This window comes from Actinomadura violacea (assembly GCF_017573465.1).
GTDB classification, from domain to species: Bacteria; Actinomycetota; Actinomycetes; order Streptosporangiales; family Streptosporangiaceae; genus Spirillospora; species Spirillospora violacea.
Window position 1 is genome coordinate 34,309 of the sequence record NZ_JAGEPF010000023.1, and the last position, 18,472, is coordinate 52,780.

The 18,472-nt window shown below is 65.6% G+C and carries 12 protein-coding genes; 4 read left to right on the top strand and 8 right to left on the bottom strand.

The window, feature by feature from the left end; all coding sequences use genetic code 11:
- Positions 1-10 precede the first annotated feature (10 nt).
- The 3 genes from J4709_RS34370 to J4709_RS34380 form a co-directional block, all read right to left on the bottom strand.
- On the bottom strand, positions 11-1,318 hold the full coding sequence (locus J4709_RS34370; RefSeq protein WP_232384491.1) for an FAD-binding oxidoreductase: 1,308 nt from the start codon (positions 1,316-1,318) through the stop codon (positions 11-13).
- Between the two features lie 24 nt (positions 1,319-1,342).
- Complete coding sequence (locus J4709_RS34375; protein WP_208247145.1) at positions 1,343-2,809, bottom strand: MFS transporter; 1,467 nt, start codon at positions 2,807-2,809, stop codon at positions 1,343-1,345.
- A 61-nt stretch (positions 2,810-2,870) separates the two neighbouring features.
- Positions 2,871-3,377: a nuclear transport factor 2 family protein gene (locus J4709_RS34380; protein ID WP_208247147.1), complete on the bottom strand. Its 507-nt coding sequence runs from the start codon at positions 3,375-3,377 to the stop codon at positions 2,871-2,873.
- A gap of 118 nt (positions 3,378-3,495) precedes the next feature.
- Between J4709_RS34380 and J4709_RS34385 the strand changes: the two genes are divergently transcribed.
- The 3 genes from J4709_RS34385 to J4709_RS34395 all read left to right on the top strand — a co-directional run bounded on the left by J4709_RS34385 (position 3,496) and on the right by J4709_RS34395 (position 6,440).
- Positions 3,496-4,410: a LysR family transcriptional regulator gene (locus tag J4709_RS34385; protein ID WP_208247148.1), complete on the top strand. Its 915-nt coding sequence runs from the start codon at positions 3,496-3,498 to the stop codon at positions 4,408-4,410.
- 532 nt (positions 4,411-4,942) lie between these two features.
- Entirely contained in the window at positions 4,943-5,374 is a 432-nt protein-coding gene (locus tag J4709_RS34390; protein ID WP_208247151.1) for a tyrosine-type recombinase/integrase, read from the top strand.
- Between the two features lie 37 nt (positions 5,375-5,411).
- Complete coding sequence (locus tag J4709_RS34395) at positions 5,412-6,440, top strand: tyrosine-type recombinase/integrase (RefSeq protein WP_232384492.1); 1,029 nt, start codon at positions 5,412-5,414, stop codon at positions 6,438-6,440.
- 172 nt (positions 6,441-6,612) lie between these two features.
- Here J4709_RS34395 and J4709_RS34400 read toward each other — a convergent pair whose 3' ends face one another.
- The 5 genes from J4709_RS34400 to J4709_RS34420 form a co-directional block, all read right to left on the bottom strand.
- On the bottom strand, positions 6,613-8,475 hold the full coding sequence (locus J4709_RS34400; protein ID WP_208247155.1) for a DUF262 domain-containing protein: 1,863 nt from the start codon (positions 8,473-8,475) through the stop codon (positions 6,613-6,615).
- An 83-nt stretch (positions 8,476-8,558) separates the two neighbouring features.
- Complete coding sequence (locus J4709_RS34405; protein ID WP_208247157.1) at positions 8,559-9,482, bottom strand: hypothetical protein; 924 nt, start codon at positions 9,480-9,482, stop codon at positions 8,559-8,561.
- Positions 9,473-10,642, bottom strand: a complete 1,170-nt coding sequence (locus tag J4709_RS34410; RefSeq protein WP_208247159.1) for a hypothetical protein — start codon at positions 10,640-10,642, stop codon at positions 9,473-9,475. Before J4709_RS34410 ends, J4709_RS34405 begins: the two co-directional genes overlap by 10 nt.
- Complete coding sequence (locus J4709_RS34415) at positions 10,639-11,907, bottom strand: HsdM family class I SAM-dependent methyltransferase (RefSeq protein WP_208247161.1); 1,269 nt, start codon at positions 11,905-11,907, stop codon at positions 10,639-10,641. Before J4709_RS34415 ends, J4709_RS34410 begins: the two co-directional genes overlap by 4 nt.
- 644 nt (positions 11,908-12,551) lie before the next feature.
- Positions 12,552-15,536, bottom strand: coding sequence for a DEAD/DEAH box helicase (locus J4709_RS34420; RefSeq protein ID WP_208247163.1), 2,985 nt, complete (start codon positions 15,534-15,536; stop codon positions 12,552-12,554).
- 120 nt (positions 15,537-15,656) lie between these two features.
- On the opposite strand from J4709_RS34420, the gene J4709_RS34425 reads away from it, so the two are divergent.
- Positions 15,657-18,320 carry a DEAD/DEAH box helicase gene (locus J4709_RS34425; RefSeq protein WP_208247165.1) on the top strand — a complete coding sequence of 888 codons (2,664 nt, stop codon included), beginning with the start codon at positions 15,657-15,659 and terminating at the stop codon, positions 18,318-18,320.
- Positions 18,321-18,472: the final 152 nt, after the last annotated feature.

Consider the following 18,472-nt stretch of genomic DNA (forward strand, 5'->3'; position numbering starts at 1 on the left):
AAGGGATCGGTCAGCCTCCCACCGGGAAGTTGCCGTGGAAGGTGTTGTGCGGATCATGGTGCTGCTTGATGCGGCGCAGGCGGCTGAGCGCGGCGGGGCTGAAGGCGTCGGCCGCGGTCTCCCCGGGGTTGAGGAAGGTGAGGGGTTTGCGGCCGCTCGCGGGGAGCGCCTCGGCGAGGCCGCGTTGCTTGCCGGCGACGGCGCGGGCCGTGGCCGGGTCGGCGGGGACGCCGAACAGGTAAAGGGCGTAGGGCTCGGTCAGCGGACCGTGCGGGGTGTCGGACGGACGGGCGAACGCGCCGCCGAGATGCCGGAGCTGGACGCTCAGCAGCGGGGCGATGGATTCGGCGAGCAGGGCCTTGGCCGCGGTGTCGTCCAGGCCGGTGAGCAGTTCGGCGCGGGAGAGGCCGGGGCCTGGCTCGGTGGGTTCGGCGGTGATGCCGCCGAGTTCGGAGACCTCCATCATCCGCCTGGAGTCCGACAGCGGCCGGGGCAGGCGGTCCAGCGGGGCCAGCAGATCGCGCGCCTCCTCGGCGTCGCCGAGGTGGGTGGCGTCGATGGCGACCATGGGGTCGGCGCCGGGAAAGTGCAGCAGATCGAACCACACGGTCAGCCCATCGGGGGCGGCGGCGGTGATCTCCCGGTAGGCGTCCAGCACGTCGGGGGCGTGCCCGGCCTCCCACAGCACCCGCCCGCCGTACAGGCGCGGGGCGGGGTGCAGGGCGAGTTCGAGGGCGGTGACGATGGCGAAGTCGCCGCCTCCGCCGCGCAGCGCCCAGAACAGGTCGGGGTCGGTTTCGGCGGTGATGTGCCGCTGCCGTCCGCGGGCGTCGACGACGTCGAACGCGATGACGCCGTCGGCGACCCAGCCGTGGGCGCGGCCGAACCAGCTCAGCCCGCCGCCGAGGGCGACCCCGGCGACGCTGACGATCGGAGAGCTGCCGGGCAGCCCGGTCAGCCCGTGCGGCGCGGCGGCGGCCTGCAGCCGTCTGGACGGCACGCCGGCGCCGACGCGGGCGCGGCGCGCGGCGGCGTCGATCCGCACCGAATCGAGGCGGGCGGTGCGGAGCAGGACGGTGCCGCCGGTGCGGCCGGTGGCGCCGTGCCCGTTCGGCTGGGTCGCGATGCCCAGCCCCTCGGCGCGGGCGAACCGGACCAGCGCCGCGACGTCGTCGGCGCCGGCCGCCTCGACCACGGCCGCGGCCGGCTGCTCCACGGCCAGGTTCCAGGGGCGGCGGACGGCGTCGAACCCCGGATCGTCGGGCAGCCACACCCGCCCGTGGACGGCGGACCGCAGGGTGTTCAGGTCGTTCATCATCTTCCTCAAGGTCGGTGCCGAAGCTCAGGCGACGGCGTGCTCGATGGTGTCGGTGTCGGTGTCGGTGTCGGTGGACGGCGTCCGGCGGCGCGCGGGGCCGAACCCGGCGGCGACCAGGGCGGTGAGCGCGATCCCGGCGGCCGCGGCGAACACGGCGGTGCGCAGCCCGCCGGCGGTGGCGGCGCGCAGCGCGACGCCGGTCAGGCCGCCGGTGCCGTGGTTGGCGATCGCGACCAGGACGGCCAGGCCGACCGCACCGCCGGTCTGCTGGGCGGTGGAGGCGACCGCCGAGGCGACGCCCTGCTGGTGGGCCGGGGTGCCGGCGGTGGCCGCGCCGAACATCAGCGTGTAGCCGGCGCCCTGCCCGACGCCGAGGATGATCAGGCCGGGCAGCAGCGCCGCGTAGGAGCCGCCGGTGGTGAGGGTCGCCCCCAGGACGGTGGCGCCGAGGCCGCCGGCGGCCAGGGCGGCGATCATCGCGGTGCGGGTGCCGCGGACGGTGGCCAGCCGCCCGGCGAGCTGGGAGCCGGCGACGATGGCGGCCATCGGCACCAGGAACGCCAGGCCGGTGCGCAGCGCGCCGTAGCCGTGCACGACCTGGAAGTAGACGGTCAGGAAGTACAGCAGCGTCCCGAAGGTGGCCATGTACAGGAACGTCACCAGCACACCGGTGCGCAGGTCGCGGCCGCGCAGCAGCCGCGGCGGCAGCAACGGGTCGGCGCTGCGGGACTCGATCACCGCGAAGCCCGCCAGCAGCAGCGCGCCCAGCGCCGCCGCACCCGCGACGGCCGGGGCGTCCCAGCCGGATTCGGGTCCCTGCACCAGTGCGAACACCACCAGGGTGGTTCCGGCGGTGGCGGTGAGCGCGCCGGCCAGGTCGAACCGGCGGCCGGTCGTCCGCGCGGCGTCCCGCGGGACCAGCGGCGGGGTCGCCAGGACGGCCGCGGCGGCCAGCGGAACGTTCACGTAGAACACCGCCTCCCAGCCGAACACCTGGGTGAGCACGCCGCCGAGCAGCGATCCCAGGATCATGCCGCTGCCGCCGGCGGTGCCCCAGACCGCGAACGCGCGGTTGCGGTCCCGGCCTTCGGCGAACCCGGTGGACACCAGCGTCAGCGTGGCGGGGAACAGCAGCGCGCCGCCGAGCCCCTGGACGGCGCGGGCCGCGACCAGCGGCCCGGGATCGCCGGCCAGCCCGCCGGCCAGTGATGCCACCGCGTACAGCGCCAGCCCGCCGAGGAACACCCGCCGCGGTCCGAACAGGTCCACGGCGCGGCCGCCCAGCAGCAGGAATCCGCCGAACGCCACCGCGTAGGCGCTGATCACCCACTGCAGGGACTGCGCGGAGAAGTCCAGGGCGCCCCCGATCTCGGGCAGCGCCACGTACACGATGTTGTAGTCGAGGGAGATGATCAGTTGCGCGAACGCCAGCAGCGCCAGCGCGAGCCGCCGGTGCGGGAACCCGGCTCGGGCCGGGGGGACGGTGGACATGGGAACTCGCCTTCGTCGGGCATCGGGAGAATGGACGGTCGGGTCGCCGGGCCTGCGGGGGTCAGCCGAAGATGGCGGTGGGGTCGCCGGTGTACCAGGTGTTGTCGATGCGCATGCGGCGGATCACCCAGCGGTCCCCGTCGCGGATCAGCTCGACGTCGTAGGGGTTCTTCAGCAGGGCGAAGGTGGCGTGGTCGGCGGTCAGCAGGTGCTGGGCCTCGACCAGCGCGGTCAGGCGCGCGGTGTCGCCGTCGACGGCGATGCGGGGGTTGGTGATCTGGTGGGTGGTGTCCACCCGTCCGGTGAACATGGCCAGGATGGTAGTGACGATGGCGTCACGCCCGGTCATCACGGGCGGGCGCCCGCCCCATCGGGCCGCCGCAGGACGGAAGTCCAGTTCGGCGTCGGGGGCGAAGGCGGAGGCGAACAGGTCCTTGTCCTTCAGGTCTTGGCCGAGGCCGAAGCGGTAGAGCGCGTCCACGATCTCGGTTCGGTCGCGCAGTTCCCGCGCGACGGCGGCGGAGTCGGTGGCCGGGGCGGACACGGCGTGTCCATCGATGCAGTACATGCGTGCTCCCGTGCAGGTCGGAGGGGGGATGGGTGGTTCCACTCTCGACCGGGGAACACGGCGGATCAACGCGCCGCTGTGCAACAATCGTCAAGCCTGACTTAACGATTGGGGAGACGTGCTGGAACGGCATGAGATCGAGGCGCTCCTCACCCTCGCCGAAGAGCTGCACTTCGGCCGCACCGCCGAGCGGCTGCACGTGTCCACCGCCCGGATCAGCCAGACGATCGCCAAGCTGGAGCGCCGCGTCGGGGTGCCGCTGTTCGACCGCACCAGCCGCCGGGTGGAGCTGACGGAGGCGGGACGGCGGCTGGACGAGCGGCTGCGCCCGGCCTGGGAGCAGATCACCGCAGCCTTCGAGGAGGCCGTCGCCGCCGGCCGCGGCCTGACCGGCACCCTGCGGGTCGCGTTCGTCGGCGCGGCGGGCGGGCAGCTGCTGGCCGGGGCCGCCGAAGTGTTCCGCGGGCGCCACCCCGACTGCGATGTCCGGCTCCGCGAGGCGCAGATGGCCGACCTGATGCCGTGGCTGCGCGACGGCGAGACCGACCTGGCCCTCGGCACCTTCCCCATCGACGAACCCGGCATCGCCACCGGCCCGGTCCTGGTGTCGGAGGCGCGTATGCTCGCCGTGCCGGTCGGGCACCCGTTCGCGCGCCGCTCGTCCGTCAGCCTGGAGGACCTGGCGCGGGCGCCCCTGCTCCAGCTTCCCGGCACGCTGCCCGAGTCCCTGCGCCTAGACCGCACCCCGCACGCCACGCCGTCAGGACGGCCGATCGCCCACGGCCCTTCGGCCGCCACCTTCAACGAGGCGCTCACCCTCATCGGCGCCGGCCGCGGCGTCTTCCCGGTCGGGGCCCAGGCCAGGCGCTACTACGCCCGCCCCGATGTCGCCTATGTCCCTTTCGGTGACGCCCCGCCGCTGCGCTGGGGCCTGCTGTGGCGGGCCGACAACGCCACGGCGCGCGTCCTCGCCTTCGCCGAGGCCGCCCGCGACCTCCTCAACCCGGAGCCGGACGCCGTCCGTTCCAGCTGAACCCGTCGGCGGCGGGCTGCGCTGACCTGCGATCCGACAAGTAGCCGGGCATGGTGCGCTGGGCTCCCCTGGCCAGGGCCTCCACTCCGGCGATGCGGGCGAGCGAGGCGGCCTCGAATGCCGCCCGGCACGCCTCTGTCCACGGCACCCGCCGCGACCCGTCTTCGGCGACGTGCCGGACCTCGAACTCACGCTCCGCAAGAGGCTCCCCGAGCCCACGAGGTACGGCTCCCAACCTCGTCACGGGGCGACATTCTCCGCCTTCCCGGTCAGCCGCGGAGCAGGTTTCGACAACCAACCCTGAACACCGACACCCGCACCGACAGGAAGACCGAACACCGACACGTCCAAATGGAAAGGACGGGTGTCCGTTCCGCCTGTTCGGCTCGTACCGGCAGCCGCCCGGGCAGGCGTGTTCGTCGGGGATGACGTCGGAGTTCGCCGCGGCCATGGGCGTGACGGGACGCTGGATGTGCACGGTCCCCCTCCGCGTCCCCGCCTGCTAGGTACGCCTACCCCCGGGAAAGGCGAGGTGCTCGGACTTCGCTGGGAAGACGTCAACCTGGACGCCGACGAGTTGACGGTGAGCATGCAGCTTCAGCGTGTCCGGGGCCAGCTCATTCACAAGGAGCGGACGAAGACTGAGGAATCGTCCGGTGTCATGCTGCTCCCGGCGATCTGCGTGACCGCCCTGCGGATCCGCCACAAACGTCAGGAAGCCGAATGCGTCGCGCGCAAGGAGAGTTGGACTGGCAAGGGGCTCATCTTCACGACCCGGCAGGGTCGGCCGATCGAGGCGCGGAACGTCAACCGCAGCTTCGCCTACCGATGCGAGCGCGCCAGTGTGCGGGCCATCCGGATGCATGACACCCGGCACATCTGCGGCCGTCTGCTGGCCGCGCTGGACGTGCACCCGCGCACCGCGATGCAGATCCTCCGACACAGCCAGATCAGCATCTCGTGAGATTCTGCTGCCTATGACTTGGGCTGTCGTTGTGGCCATGTGCGCGCTGGTATTCACTGTGGCCTCGTTCTGGTGGCTACATGCGCGGCGCGGCCACCTTGAGTCGTACGAACCGCATTCGTTCACCCTCAGCGCCATCTTCACCACCGCCCTGAACGACCAGGTGACCTACATCCACCCCTGCAAAGGAGTCCGCACCCCCACCGTCCCCGAGAAGCCGCTGGAAATCATCAGCCCCGAACAGTTCGACGACCTCTACCACGCCCTCCCGGACGCCGACTCCAAACTCCTGGTCGAAACCGCCATCGAAACCGGCCTGCGCTGGGGCGAACTCACCGAACTCCGCGGCCGAGACCTGAAAACCCGCTCCCGCCTCCTCACGGTCAGCCGGGTCGTCGTGGAGCTCAACCCGAAGTTCCACCCCGAGGGCAAACGCTTCCTGGTCAAGGACTACCCCAAAGACAAAGAGTGGCGTCGCTTCAAGCTCAGTGACCAGATCGTTGCCAAACTCGAAGACCACATCATCGAAGAGAAACTCGGCACCGACGGGCTCCTATTCGTCTACCTGCCGGAAGCCGCGAACGAGGAGCGACCTGCCCCTCTCGACCCCGAGGCACTAGGCTGGACCGAAGAGAACGCCAAGGGACGCCGATACCGGCACGGAACGCGGAGCGCCTACAACGCCGCCAAGTGCCGTTGCGACCACTGCAGGCGAGCCTTCGCTGAATACCGCGCCCGCGGCCGCGCCGACGGCAAGGACAGCCCCCGCGAACCCCGCCGACGCGAGACCGACGGCCACGTCCCCGCGAACTGGTTCCGCAACCGGATCTGGAAGCCCGCCCTCAAGAAGGCGGACTTGGACCCCAAGGTCCGCATTCACGACCTCCGCCACGCCCACGCGTCCTGGCTGCTGGCCGGCGGCGCCGACCTCCAGGTCGTCAAGGAACGCCTCGGCCACGGATCCATCTCCACCACCGAGCGCTACCTGCACACCCTCGACGACGCCGACGACACCGCCCTCGCAGCCTTCGACAAGATCCGCAGCCGCCGCCGGACCGATCAATAAACTAGGCGTTCCGGCACTGGGTTGCGCATATTAATCACGCCAGCGAGCCAAAATAGTCGCCGGCGGGTGGGTGATTTACGATCGAGGTGATCTCCTATTTAGATAGAAGTATGCCCAACCTGCGAGATCCCCGCCATCGGGGCCACCTCATGACATACAGGTGAGGACCTGTTTAGCCGTTGTCGTTCGTGGCAGCGAGGAGGTCGTCAGGATTCCAGACCTTCTTCGCGATCTCGCGGTACAGGTTGCCTCGCTCGATGACGTCGGCGGCCTTGAACTCCTCGTATGCTTTGAACGGTAGCCCACTGGACTCGATAAAAGAGACGAAGCCGGGGCTTTTCTGATAACTCAGTGTATTGAGGCTGGCTGCAAGAATGTTCTGCCCGTAGTAGTGTGGCAGCTTCTGCTCATAAGGGTCGTCGCGATAACTCGCATTGAACTGCTTGGGGAGCAACAGTAGGTCCCCGATCCGATTTCGGTGGCGGGCGAAGTCGGCTTCATGGCTGAACTCACTTGTATGGCGCTCGTAGTGGTCGGCCCAAATATGCTCTACCTCATACTTCACGTCTTCGCCGTTGGTCAGCTCGATGTACAGGGAGGCCTGGCCAGACTCGACAGTAATGTAGTCGGTGATCCGGGCGAGGATCCTATGAAGTTGCCCGCGATTCTGTTGATGGACATACAGGTCATCGTTGCTATCGAAGTCCTCGTCGATCTTGAGTAGGTACTCGCGGAGCACCTTCGCCAAGTCGTCGACACCGAGACCTCGGATATCGCGCATGACATTGAACATGGCATACTGCATCGTCGAGTAGGCGGTAGCGCGGAAGTTCCAAATACGCCAGGCGAGTAGAATGTCTGCGAACCTGCCGACAATCTCCAGTTTCTGATCGATAGTCTTCTGGCTGTCCTCGACTCGCAAGGGTGCGAGCAACAGTTGGTCCTGCAGCGTGAACCCCATATCAGCGTTGTAGCGAATGTAGCGCAGTGGGCTTCCAGAGTGAAAGGCGCGAGATGATGATGCTTCAAGAATCCGCTCATATTGGTAGCTATAAAAATTTAGGTCCCGGGCAACAAACTGGTAAAAGTTCTCGCGGGAAGTCAAGCCGATTCTTTCGTGAGCGCCGCGCAGCCAGCGATGAAACTCGGTGCCGATACGATCCCAATCCTCCGGGCGAGCGCCCTTCCTACGCTCACGGATCTTGGTTGAGTACTGACTGCGCAGCCATGTCTTGAGAAAGTCCGAGCTGGCGTCGTCGGCACGCTCATCCAAGGTCCGGAGTCGCTTACGCCAAAGCTCGTTAGCCTCGGTGCGCGGCTTGCCGCCTTCCATGTTGGCAAGCAGATAGCCCTTAAGCATGTCGGACGGGGTGAGCTTGAGGCCACGGTCGTTCATCGTTTCGAAGATCGCGTAGGCGTCATCATCGGTATAGGCAGTGATCTGAACGAGCTGGACCCGATCCTTTAGCCAGTCGATAAAGAACGGAAGCGCGCTTCCTTTGATCTCATCGGGAAAAAGTCGGTCCAGCTCGGTGTACCGTCCGACCAAAGTGTGGACCGACTCCGGTGCGTCGGCCGGAGACTCATACTCGCCACGCTCAAAGAGCGACTCCATGCAGTCCTTGCGGTCGGGGACGTCAAGGTTGAAGGATTTTTCGCCAAATTTTTCGGAAAAAATCAATTGGTCGATGTCAACCACGTCCTCGCGACCATGTTGCAGCCGCCGCAGATAAGTGAGCAAGAGGGTCAAGCTGGTGAGACGCTGCTGGCCATCGACGATAAAAGGCTGGCTGCCCTTTTGAGAGACGATAATCGACCCAAGGTAATAGCCACGATACTTTGCGACGTCCCTGCGGGCGTGGTCAGGCCCGTGGAGTTCGAGAAACTTCGAGGTCAAGTCGGCCACGAGTTCGGCCATCTGTTTGGATTCCCACTTGTACTCCCGCTGGTAGTAATCGATGGAATACTTCTTCTTCTCCAACACCTCGGCGATTGTCTTGGCCACGCCGTCGATGCTGCGGTCGATATCGCTCACTCGGATCCTCCTGTTGCCTCAGCGTTGAGTTCGCCGATCTCGGTTTATCAAATGATTAGTTACTCTGGAATAGAAGAACGAGTTCACTCGTCAAATGCGAAAAGATCCCAAGCGATTTCGCTCCAGGTTTCCTCGCGGACTGCACGCGCCGCCAAATCCATTAGCTCTGAGGATATTTGCGAGCCCAGGAACTGTGTTATTCCCATAATAGTGTAACGTATTTCACTCCAATTTCGAGCCTGCTCTTTGACGTCAACGAAGCGCGGTCGATTGGGCATGTTGGCTACGTGCGATAGAGTGATACGCCGCTCTGCGAATTGCGAGAAATGTTGTCCGATCAGCTTGCCCATATGCTCTGGCAAGATGCGTCGGACTTCGATGACCATTTGTTTGATGGCTGTCCGGCCATCGGCGGCCTCAGGCTGCAATCCCTCCGCCAGGCCAGTCCCTCGCCAGAAGGTAGAGGTGCCAACCATCTCTGGCCATGGTGGATTCAAGTCTCCGAGGTGCAGCACGTGCTCTACCAAGCCTTCATATGCGGCTCGAACGTTCTCATCCGCCGGAAGCATGGCCGGCGCCACCGGGAGACTTTGATCCACACTTCCGACCACCATGCCAAGGGTCCAACCCACTACAACTGGTCTCCAGCGGCTGGGGATATCTGCCGGGACATAGAGAACCTCCGAGAGTAGCCGTTGAGTAACTGCCTTTCGTAGCTCTTCGCCAAAATAATAGCTTGAACCGCTTCCCCGGAGAGCGGCGAGCACCCAGCTCGCAAGGAGCGAATGATCAGTACCAAGGGCGATTAGGTCTTCGACCCTGTCAGCGGCCTTCTGGTTGCCCCGCCACGTCGCCTCGTACCGTTCGGCGGCTTCGCTCAACCACGACCACTCGTGTCCTATCTCGGCAAGGCGGTCCTTCAACAACTCCACGCGCTCGTTGTCCGCGGCGAGCATCCGGTAGAGCTCCGCGAACACCAGCGGCGACAGTTCGCAGCTCAGCTCCACAGCGCATGCTCCAGCTCGAGATCGAGCGGCATGGGCGGCCCGTCGTTGTCTGTGAGATCGAGCGCTTCGGGCGGTACTGGCAAGCGGGCCAAATGATCTTTTCGCATCCCAGGGATGAAGTCTCCAGTTAGAAGAATCTGTCTCAATCCGTAACCCGCTTGTCCATTGAGGTAGTGCACGATGGCAAACCCATTCGCGCGGTTACGCAGACGTAGTAGGAACACATTTCGGTCGACGGCTGTCGTGTCGGTTGCGAGTGCAGCGTGTGGCCGTGCGCCCACGGCGGCTACGAAAACATCCCCCGGTTTGCTCACTACAGGCCTAGCGTGCAACGGGACCCAGCGGCGAGCGGGCTTTCCGCCGAGCACCGCGATGTCAGTCACCGACATAAGTTTGGGTCCTGGTTCAGTGCGGTATGCCTCACGAGGCACGGGACGACCTCTGGTGATCTCCTCGCAGAGATCTCCCAGCGGTATGCCGGCGTCGAGTACCTGAGGGTTCGGCGTCGCGAGCGCGGGCGCCCACTCTCCACTCGAAAGATCAGCAACGCGCCACCAGGTTTCGGCGGCCTCTTCCTCCTCTCGGTGCGTCCTCCGCTCGATGCCCTCAAGTCGCTTGCAGATTGGTCCAGCTTTGACTGGTGGTAGCACGGGAATTTCCAAATCGAGCAACGCTGATTTGTTAGTGGCTCGCCCGAAAGCTTCTGTGGAGATGTGAGCGCGGAAGGAACGGCCCGTGCGGCTTGTGAGAACACCCCAGATCCATAGCCCGACGCCTTCCTGCGGCCGAAGCGCAAGGAAGGCCGATGAGACGAGTGATCCGACGTGGTCAGGGCGCAGCAGCAGGAGTGGGAGATCGGGGAGCATCGGAACCAGGAGATCTCCCGGATGAAGCCCCCTTTCGGATTCCCGGACCTGAAATACAGCGCCGCGGTACCTGTGGCTGCGTTTGCGGACGCCGCCACCAACCGGATCGAGGCTTGCCGGGGTGATTACAGGGACGTCTTTCTCGACCCAGCCGTCCGTAAGAAGAGGTGTCGCCAAGGCGCGTAGCGGCAATGTCCGTGGACTCTTCCCCGGCCAGTTCAGCGCATCTCTCATCAGCGCCGCAGGATTCCAAGTGTGTGCATCGCGGAGTGATACCACCGTCGACGTGATCATTGCTGGCTCCCATCGATCTGAGTCAACGCCGCTTCGAGCGCTGCACCGCCTGGCGCTAACTGCGCCTCCCAGTCCTCTCCTAGTTGAGCAATGAATGTGTCCGATGGTTCTGCATTGTCGATCACTAATAGAACCGAGCGAATACCAGTTCGAGGCACAGCCCCTGCTGGAAGTCCAAGAATCGCCGCAACTCGCAAGTGCGTCGCCAAAAAGCGCCGATAGCGGTCGGCGCTTCGACGAAAGGTGATACCGGCAGGTAGATGCAGAACTGCTCGGCCGTCGTCAACGAGAAGCCGTACGATCCGGTCAAGAGCTACCAGGTCGCCATCGCGTGTGGTGGTCCCATCGAGCAGCTGGTGATGCTCCTGCAACCGGAGGCCGAGAGGTGGCGCAGAGACTATGCTGGTTGTGAGTGGTAGGCCTTCCCCCAACAAGGCATCAGTCCTAACGATCTCAACTGGAACTGGCGAGACAGCGCCAATTGATCCGGCGAGGTCAACCATCCTCTGGTCGACGTCGCAGCCGAGCGCAGTTCCCAGCCCTGTGCCGCGCTTTCGAGCATAGTCGATGGCTTCCCATAGAAATGAGCCCGTTCCGCAGAATGGATCAAGGATGCGCCCGGAGAGTTTCGGGCCAGCCAGCTGAGCCACGGCCTGCGCCACGGTCTTATGGCTGGTAAGAAACCCAGCTTCCGTGCCTCGACGTTCGAAGTCGACGACCGCGTGACGGCGCGCTTGCCAGAGCGTCTCCTTATTTACCGGCACCAAGGAGTTTGTGGCCGTGCGGAAGCTGGTCAAGCCCAGGACGACGTCGGAGTTGGAGCGAAAGGCCTCCGACGTACCTTTATCATGCGAGCGCGCCGCTGCTTTCCAGAGTTCGTCAGCGAGCATCGTCGTCACCAGATCGACATCGACAATTTCGCCATCCCCTCCGTTAGGCGGTGACACCGGACCGTCCACTGCCGTCAGTCGCTGCAGACCGGCATCGGCCCGGTACCAGTCGGTTCCATTCATTACGATGTAGTGATCAGCGGTGCCCAGCATGTCCCGCGCGCGGGCCAATACAGACAACCCCACCTCAGGGCGGATGGCATCAGAGGATGTCTGTGCTTCCACCACGGTCCAAGGTACGAGGGCGCCGTGTGAGTTGGCTGCCCAGGCGACGGCATCGGGTCGCCAGTTCCACATACCAGGGATCTTGGGCTCGAACTGCACAAACTCGTATCCGGCTGCGATGAGGGCGCCGCGGATCGATGCATTACTCATGATTGATTTGTGTTCTCTATGTGGCGCACGTTTCCTCGGCATCGGCCCTGTGCTTGTCGAGATTTAATTCTATGCGGGTCAAGCGGCATGTCGTTCCTTGCTGAGGACTTCGGCCGAGCACGATGTCTTCGTTCGTTCAATCGCCAAGCGTAGCTGAGTTCACGTCCCGATGGCGCGGACTTTGCGCGTTCCTCGAATCTTCCGGTCACGCGCATGACGAGTCGGTGGCTCGGGGCTGGTGGTGCTGTTCAGGCTATTCTGGTGCCTTCCATCCAGACGTAGAATGATGTCGGGTTCGGTTGCGGAAGTCTTCGATGTATGCTGCGGCCGCGTTGTGGGGGCCAGTGGGGGCCGACGAGTTCTGTCTTGGTGGTCCGGACGGCCCATCCCAGGGCGATTGCCAGGAAGTTCATGGTCAGCGCTCCGTCTCGATCGGTCTTTTCGATCGAGAGAGTGGCCTGCGTGGCAGGCGAAGTGGAGGCTCGAGGAACTCGCCGACAGGCGGAACCGCAGCAGCACCGAGGTCGCGACCGTCCGGCCAAGGTGCGGGAGTTCTCGGCCATGTGGTGATCGCTTGGAAGAGTTTGGAGGAGGGGCGCCGCTGTGCATTGGGCCACCGCTCGACGTCGTGGCGCGGGTACTCATCACCCTCGTGCCGCGGGCAGAACGAGGGCCGCGGTCGAGATCAGCGGTGGCTTGGCGGACATCAGTGCCTGCTGGTCGATCAACTCCAGGCGTTTGCGAAGCCGGTGGTCGAGTTCAACAGCCTTGCGGCGAAGACTATCGGATGATTCCTTGGGCTTTTCGCCGAGAAGTTCCTTCTTGCTCGCGGCGGTGGCATCGAACATGAGCCGGTCGCGTTCGCCTGCGAGTCGGTTGATGACGAGTTCGCGGGTCCTGGCGAGTTCCGTCGACCGTCGAGACCGGACCTCGGCGAGGTAGCCGGGCAACCGGTGCGAGATGATCCAGCTCGTGGCTTTGTCTTCGGCGTCCGCCAGCCACGGCAGTGCCTTCGCCGCGTTCACCTCCGGAGAATCGGGGGCTGCGGCATGGGTGAGGTGCGGCGCCGGCTCGGCGGGTGTGACAGTGCCGAGGCTGTCGACGTAGGCATAGCCGAAGCGCCGGGCGATGGATGCGCCGGTGGCGTCGGCCACCTCCTCGATGGCGCCGACGAGAAGGTGCGGTTGTGTCAGTGTCGGGGAGACCAGGATGGTGCCGGCGTTGAGGGCGCCGCCGAACCGCCTGAGGGTTTCGTCCATGACCGCGTCGTGGAGGGGGTGCCCGGGGGCGAGTAGTTCCGCGTGCGCAGGATCGTCGGATGGCACAAGGGAAAGGTCGAAGGTGACCCTGCCATAGCGGGCGGCGATCGGGCCATGCTTTCCGGCTCGGATGTGCGCGGGCACGGTGGTGATCTCGTAGTGCCCCCGTTCGCGTTGGACGATACGACCTCCGAGCCGGGTGAACGCCGTCTTGAAGACCGTTTCGATGTCGTGAGGCCGGAGCCCGCGGGCATGGGCGTCGTTCATGACGGCGTGCAGCGCGGCGAGGTCGGCCTCGGTGAAGCGCTGGGATGCCAGTGCCCGTTCGTCGAGCAACTCCTTGAGTCCGTCGCCGACCGATTGATCGATGACCCTGTGCATCCTGGCCTTCACATCGGGGCGCTCGCCGTACTGGATGGCGTCCATGAGGAGGGTGCGAAGCGGGATGCCGGTGAAGGCTTCGCCGAGGACGTCGAAGACCTTGCCGCCGTACGCCTTGCGCTGCTCCTCGATCTTGAGCAGGAGCCGGGTGAAGACCTCGCCTTCGCGCGTGTTGGAGGCGACAAGGTTCCACAGGCGGCAGACCTCTTGCTGGCCGATGCGGTGGATGCGTCCGAAACGCTGCTCGATGCGGTTGGGATTCCAAGGCAGATCGTAATTGACCATCAGGTGGGCAGCCTGGAGGTTCAGCCCTTCGCCGGCGGCATCGGTGGCGACGAGGACCTGGCAGTCGGGGTTGTTCGTGAAATCGTCGGTGATCTGACGGCGCTCGCTCCGGCGTACGCCGCCGTGGATGGTCTTGACGGCATCGGGGCGGCCGATCAGCGAACCGATTCGCACCCTCAGGTAGTCGAGGGTGTCACGGTGCTCGGTGAAGACGATGAGTTTTCGGGGCCTGCCGTTGGCGTCCGTGGTCAGCGCGTTGTCCCGAAGGATCGCGGACAGTTCGCTCCATTTGCGATCGGTGCCGAGATCGCGGACCTGCCCGGCGACCTTGGTCAGCTCGGCGAGTTCGAGCAGCTCGGTGTTGAGTTCATCGACCGTCTGCGCGACGGTGGCGGCGTCGAGAAGTTCGTCCTCGACCTGCTCGATCTCCTCGGCACTGAAGTCGTCGGCATCCAAGCCTTCCAGGTCGAGCGTCGGCTCGGTTTCCCTGTAGGTGCCATTGAGGATCTCTTGCTTCTTGCGTTCCAGCCGTCTCGTTCTGCGTACGAGGCTCTTGTAGATGGCCTCGGGACTGGAGGCGAGGCGTCGCTGGAGTACCGTGAGCGCGAAACCAACGGTGTTCCTTCGTTTGCCGCCGATCCGCTCGGCTCGGTTCATGCCCTCGCGGACGTAGTTGGTGACCTGCTCGTAGAGTTCGTATTCCAACCTGGTCAGCTCGTAGGGGACGGTCTCGGCGATCCGCTCAGGGAAGAGCCTTCTTCCTTCTAGGGTGAGCAGGTCCTCCTTGATCATTCGGCGCATGATCCCGCTGGTGTCCGCGGTGACCTTGCTCCTGCCTTCGAACCTGTCCCTGTCCAGCAAGGTGAGGAAGAGCTGGAAGTCCTCTTCCTTGCCCGAGTGCGGGGTCGCGGTCATGAGCAGCAGGTGGCGGGTGACTTCACCGAGGGACTCGCCGAGCTGGAACCGCTTGGTCTTCTCCAGCTTGCCTCCGAAATAGTGGGCGCCCATGCGGTGTGCCTCGTCCACGATCACCAGGTCCCACTCAGTTTCTCGGAGTTGGGTCTGGAGGCGCTCGTTGCGGGAGAGTTGGTCCATCCGCGCGATCAGCAGCGGATAGGTCTCGAAGACGTTGAAGTTGGCGTTGGCGTCGATAAGCTGGTTGGTCAGCAGGTCGAACCGGACGCCGAACTTGAAGAACAGCTCGTCCTGCCACTGCTCGACCAGCCCGCCCGGCGCGACGATCAGGCATCGTTCCACGTCGTCGCGCAAGATCAGTTCCTTGACGTAGAGCCCGGCCATGATCGTCTTTCCGGCGCCGGGGTCGTCGGCGAGAAGAAACCGCAGCGGTGTGCGCGGCAGCAGTTCGCCGTATACCGCCTGGATCTGGTGCGGCAGCGGCCTCACGTCACTGGTGGCGACCGCGATCATCGGGTCGAAGAGGCCCGCCAACGTGATGCGCTGGGCCTCTGCCGCCAGTTTGAACTCTGAGGCCGCGGCGTCGAAAGCCCGGCTGCCGGACTGCGCGATGCGAAGCTTGCCTTCGTCCTTACGGAAGACCACTTGCTGCCCGAGAGAGCCCGCCGTCGTCTTGTAGGTCAATTCAAGCGCGTGGGCACCATGCCACTGCACGGCAATGACCGTGAGCACCTCTGCGGGGATGAGTCCCTCGATGCGCAGGCCGGGCTTGAGTCCCTCGAGCAGCACTGACGACCTCCTGATCCGCAGCGCACCTATCTTCTTTTCGGAACCGACGTGTCGGTTCCTGACCCCCATGTCGGTGCTCCGGGTTAATCTTTGCAGCAACTCCGACCGACCGTCAGGCCCATGGAACGATACGAACAACAACAGTTACGCAGCATCACCGCCGATGTCACCGGCTGGGTCCATCAGGCCCATTCTGCGCTGGCGCACCGTGACGAGGTCGCGAGGGCGGCCGACGAGGCCGTCGATTCACTGCGTCGTGCCGTCGTCGCTCTCCGGCGAGACGGCACGGTCGACTGGGGCGCGCTGCCGCTGAGCCCCGGAGACGGCCGGCTCCTGGGGCGGGTCGCGAGGCATGCGCACCTACCGTCCATCGCCCCCGCCGAGGACCGTACGCTGAGGCATCTGACCACGCAGGTCGCCAGATCTCTGCACGACGCCAGGTCGGCGATCGGCGCTCGGCGCTTCTTCGCCGGCCGCGCAAGGCGCGACGCCGGTCAGGCCGCAGCGCGGTTCGTCGCCGATTTTCGCGAGTGGGGAGTTTCGTCCGGACTACCACAGCTTCTGCACCGCCTGAATAGCCACGACGACAGGATGTTCGAGGTCGGTGTCTCCGATGTCCTCAGCGACTGGGTCGGCTTCGGGGCGCGGGTCGCCGATCTGGGACGAGCGGCGGAGGTCATCTCCAGTGCGGTCGTCGCGGACCTTCCGGCCGCGATCAGGACGATAGAGAAGGCGCTCCAGGACGAGGTCCGTTACCGTGCCGCCGCCCTGTCCGCCGGTCAGGCCGTGCGGAACTCTGAGGTCCGGCGTATGCTCGTCGAAATGCCGGTGGAGCGGCTCAAGGAAGCCACTCGGGACCGGCTCCGTATCGGTCCCCTGACCGATGCGGGCATCACCACGGTCCAGGCCGTTCTCGACTATGGGGCCCGGCTCGAATACTTGCCGGGAATCGGCGCGACGACGGCCACCCGGATGCGCGGCGCTGCCCACACGCTGTGGCAGATGACCTACGACGAGATGCCGGTCCGCATCGATATCAAGAAGCGCACCGCCGAGACCACCGAACTGCTCCGATGCCTCCGGGCATGGGACGCGATGCGCAAGACGAAAGGCGCCACGACCGACTTGACGCTCGCCCAAGAGCTGGCGCCGCTCGCGTATGTCCTCCACCGGGACGTGAGCCACCTCGTCGTGTTCGCCGTAGACACGCAGGTCCCGGAGTTCAGGGAAGCGGTCGAGGTGGTCCGCCGCCGTGCCCGGGCCATCGACGGCGCGAGCGGGGAGGCTGCCTCCGGCGACCCCTGGGACGACTTCCTCAGCCGGCCCGCCGACTACTTCGCCATGCTCTCCGAGCTGGGTTTCCTGACCGAAGACGAGCAGAAGACCCACGGTGACCTCCCCGACGAAATCGTTGAAGCGGTTCGGCGGCTCCAGCTCGACACCGAGTACCTGTCGGCATCGCTGCGCGGCTACCAGAGCTTCGGCGCGCGCTTCGCGCTCGTGCAGCGCAAGGTGATCATCGGCGACGAGATGGGGTTGGGTAAGATCGTCGAGGCCCTGGCCGTCCTCGCTCATCTGCGCGCCAACGGTGATCACCACTCGGTGGTGGTCTGCCCGGCGGCCGTGGTGACCAACTGGGTCCGCGAGATCTCCTCCAAGTCCTCCCTCCGTCCTCACCGCGTGCACGGTCCGGGACGCGAGGCTGCGGCACGCAACTGGGTCCGCAACGGCGGAGTCGCCGTCACAACGTTCGAGACGCTGGGCTGGTTCGAGGATCAGATACGTGCGGTGAAGGATCTGGGCTGCGCCGTCGTGGACGAGGCCCACTACATCAAGAATCCGACCGCGCTCCGAACCCGCCGGACGAGGCGGGTCCTGGACGCCGCGGACCGGACGATCCTGCTCACCGGAACGCCGTTGGAGAACCGCATCGATGAGTTCCGCAACCTCGTGAGCTATCTGCGCCCGGACCTGATCGTGGACGCCGACGAGCTCGCGCCTGGACGCTTCCGCAGACAGGTGGCGCCCGCGTACCTGCGGCGCAACCAGGAGGACGTGCTGACGGAGCTGCCGGAACTCGTCGAGGTTGAGGAGTGGCTTCCGCTGTCGCGCGAGGACTTCCTTGCCTATCGGACCGCCGTGGCAGCCGGAAAGTTCATGGCGATGAGACAGGCCGCGATGCTGCAGGGCTCGAATTCCGAGAAGATGCAGCGACTCGTCGAGATCGTCGAGGAGGCTGAGGACAACGGGCGCCGGGTGATCGTCTTCTCGCACTTCCGTGACGTGCTCGATCACGTGGTCCGGGCGTTGCCTCGTCACGTGTTCGGGCCCCTTACCGGCTCGGTACCCGCCGCGGCGAGGCAGGCCATCGTCGACCAGTTCTCCGCCGCCGGGGATGGTGCCGTGCTGGTCGCCCAGATCGTGGCCGGCGGCGTCGGTCTGAACATCCAGGCGGCCTCGGTGGTCGTCATCTGCGAGCCCCAGCTCAAGCCGACCACCGAATGGCAGGCCATCGCGCGCGCCCACCGCATGGGACAGCTCGAATCCGTACAGGTCCACCGGCTCCTCTCCGAGGAGGGCGTCGACCTGCGGGTTACGGAAATCCTGGCCCGCAAGCGAGAGCTGTTCGAGGACTTCGCCCGCGTCAGCGAGACCGCGGACAGCGCGCCCGAGGCGTTCGACGTCTCCGAGGCCGAACTCACCCGTGAGGTGATCGCCGCCGAGCGGGAGCGCCTGTTCTCCCGGGACTCCGCGAACCCGCCCGAGGGCGAGGAGGCCGTCTGATCGTGTTCGCCGGATGGAGCGCCTGGGGGTAGCGCGAACGGCCAGCTGGGGCCAAAGTGGCTATTCAGTGGTTGCCGGTACGTATCGTAGTGATAGTGCTTGAATGGCGAGTAGTCCGGTCGGGGGACCGATGAGGCTCCGGGAGGTCAGCG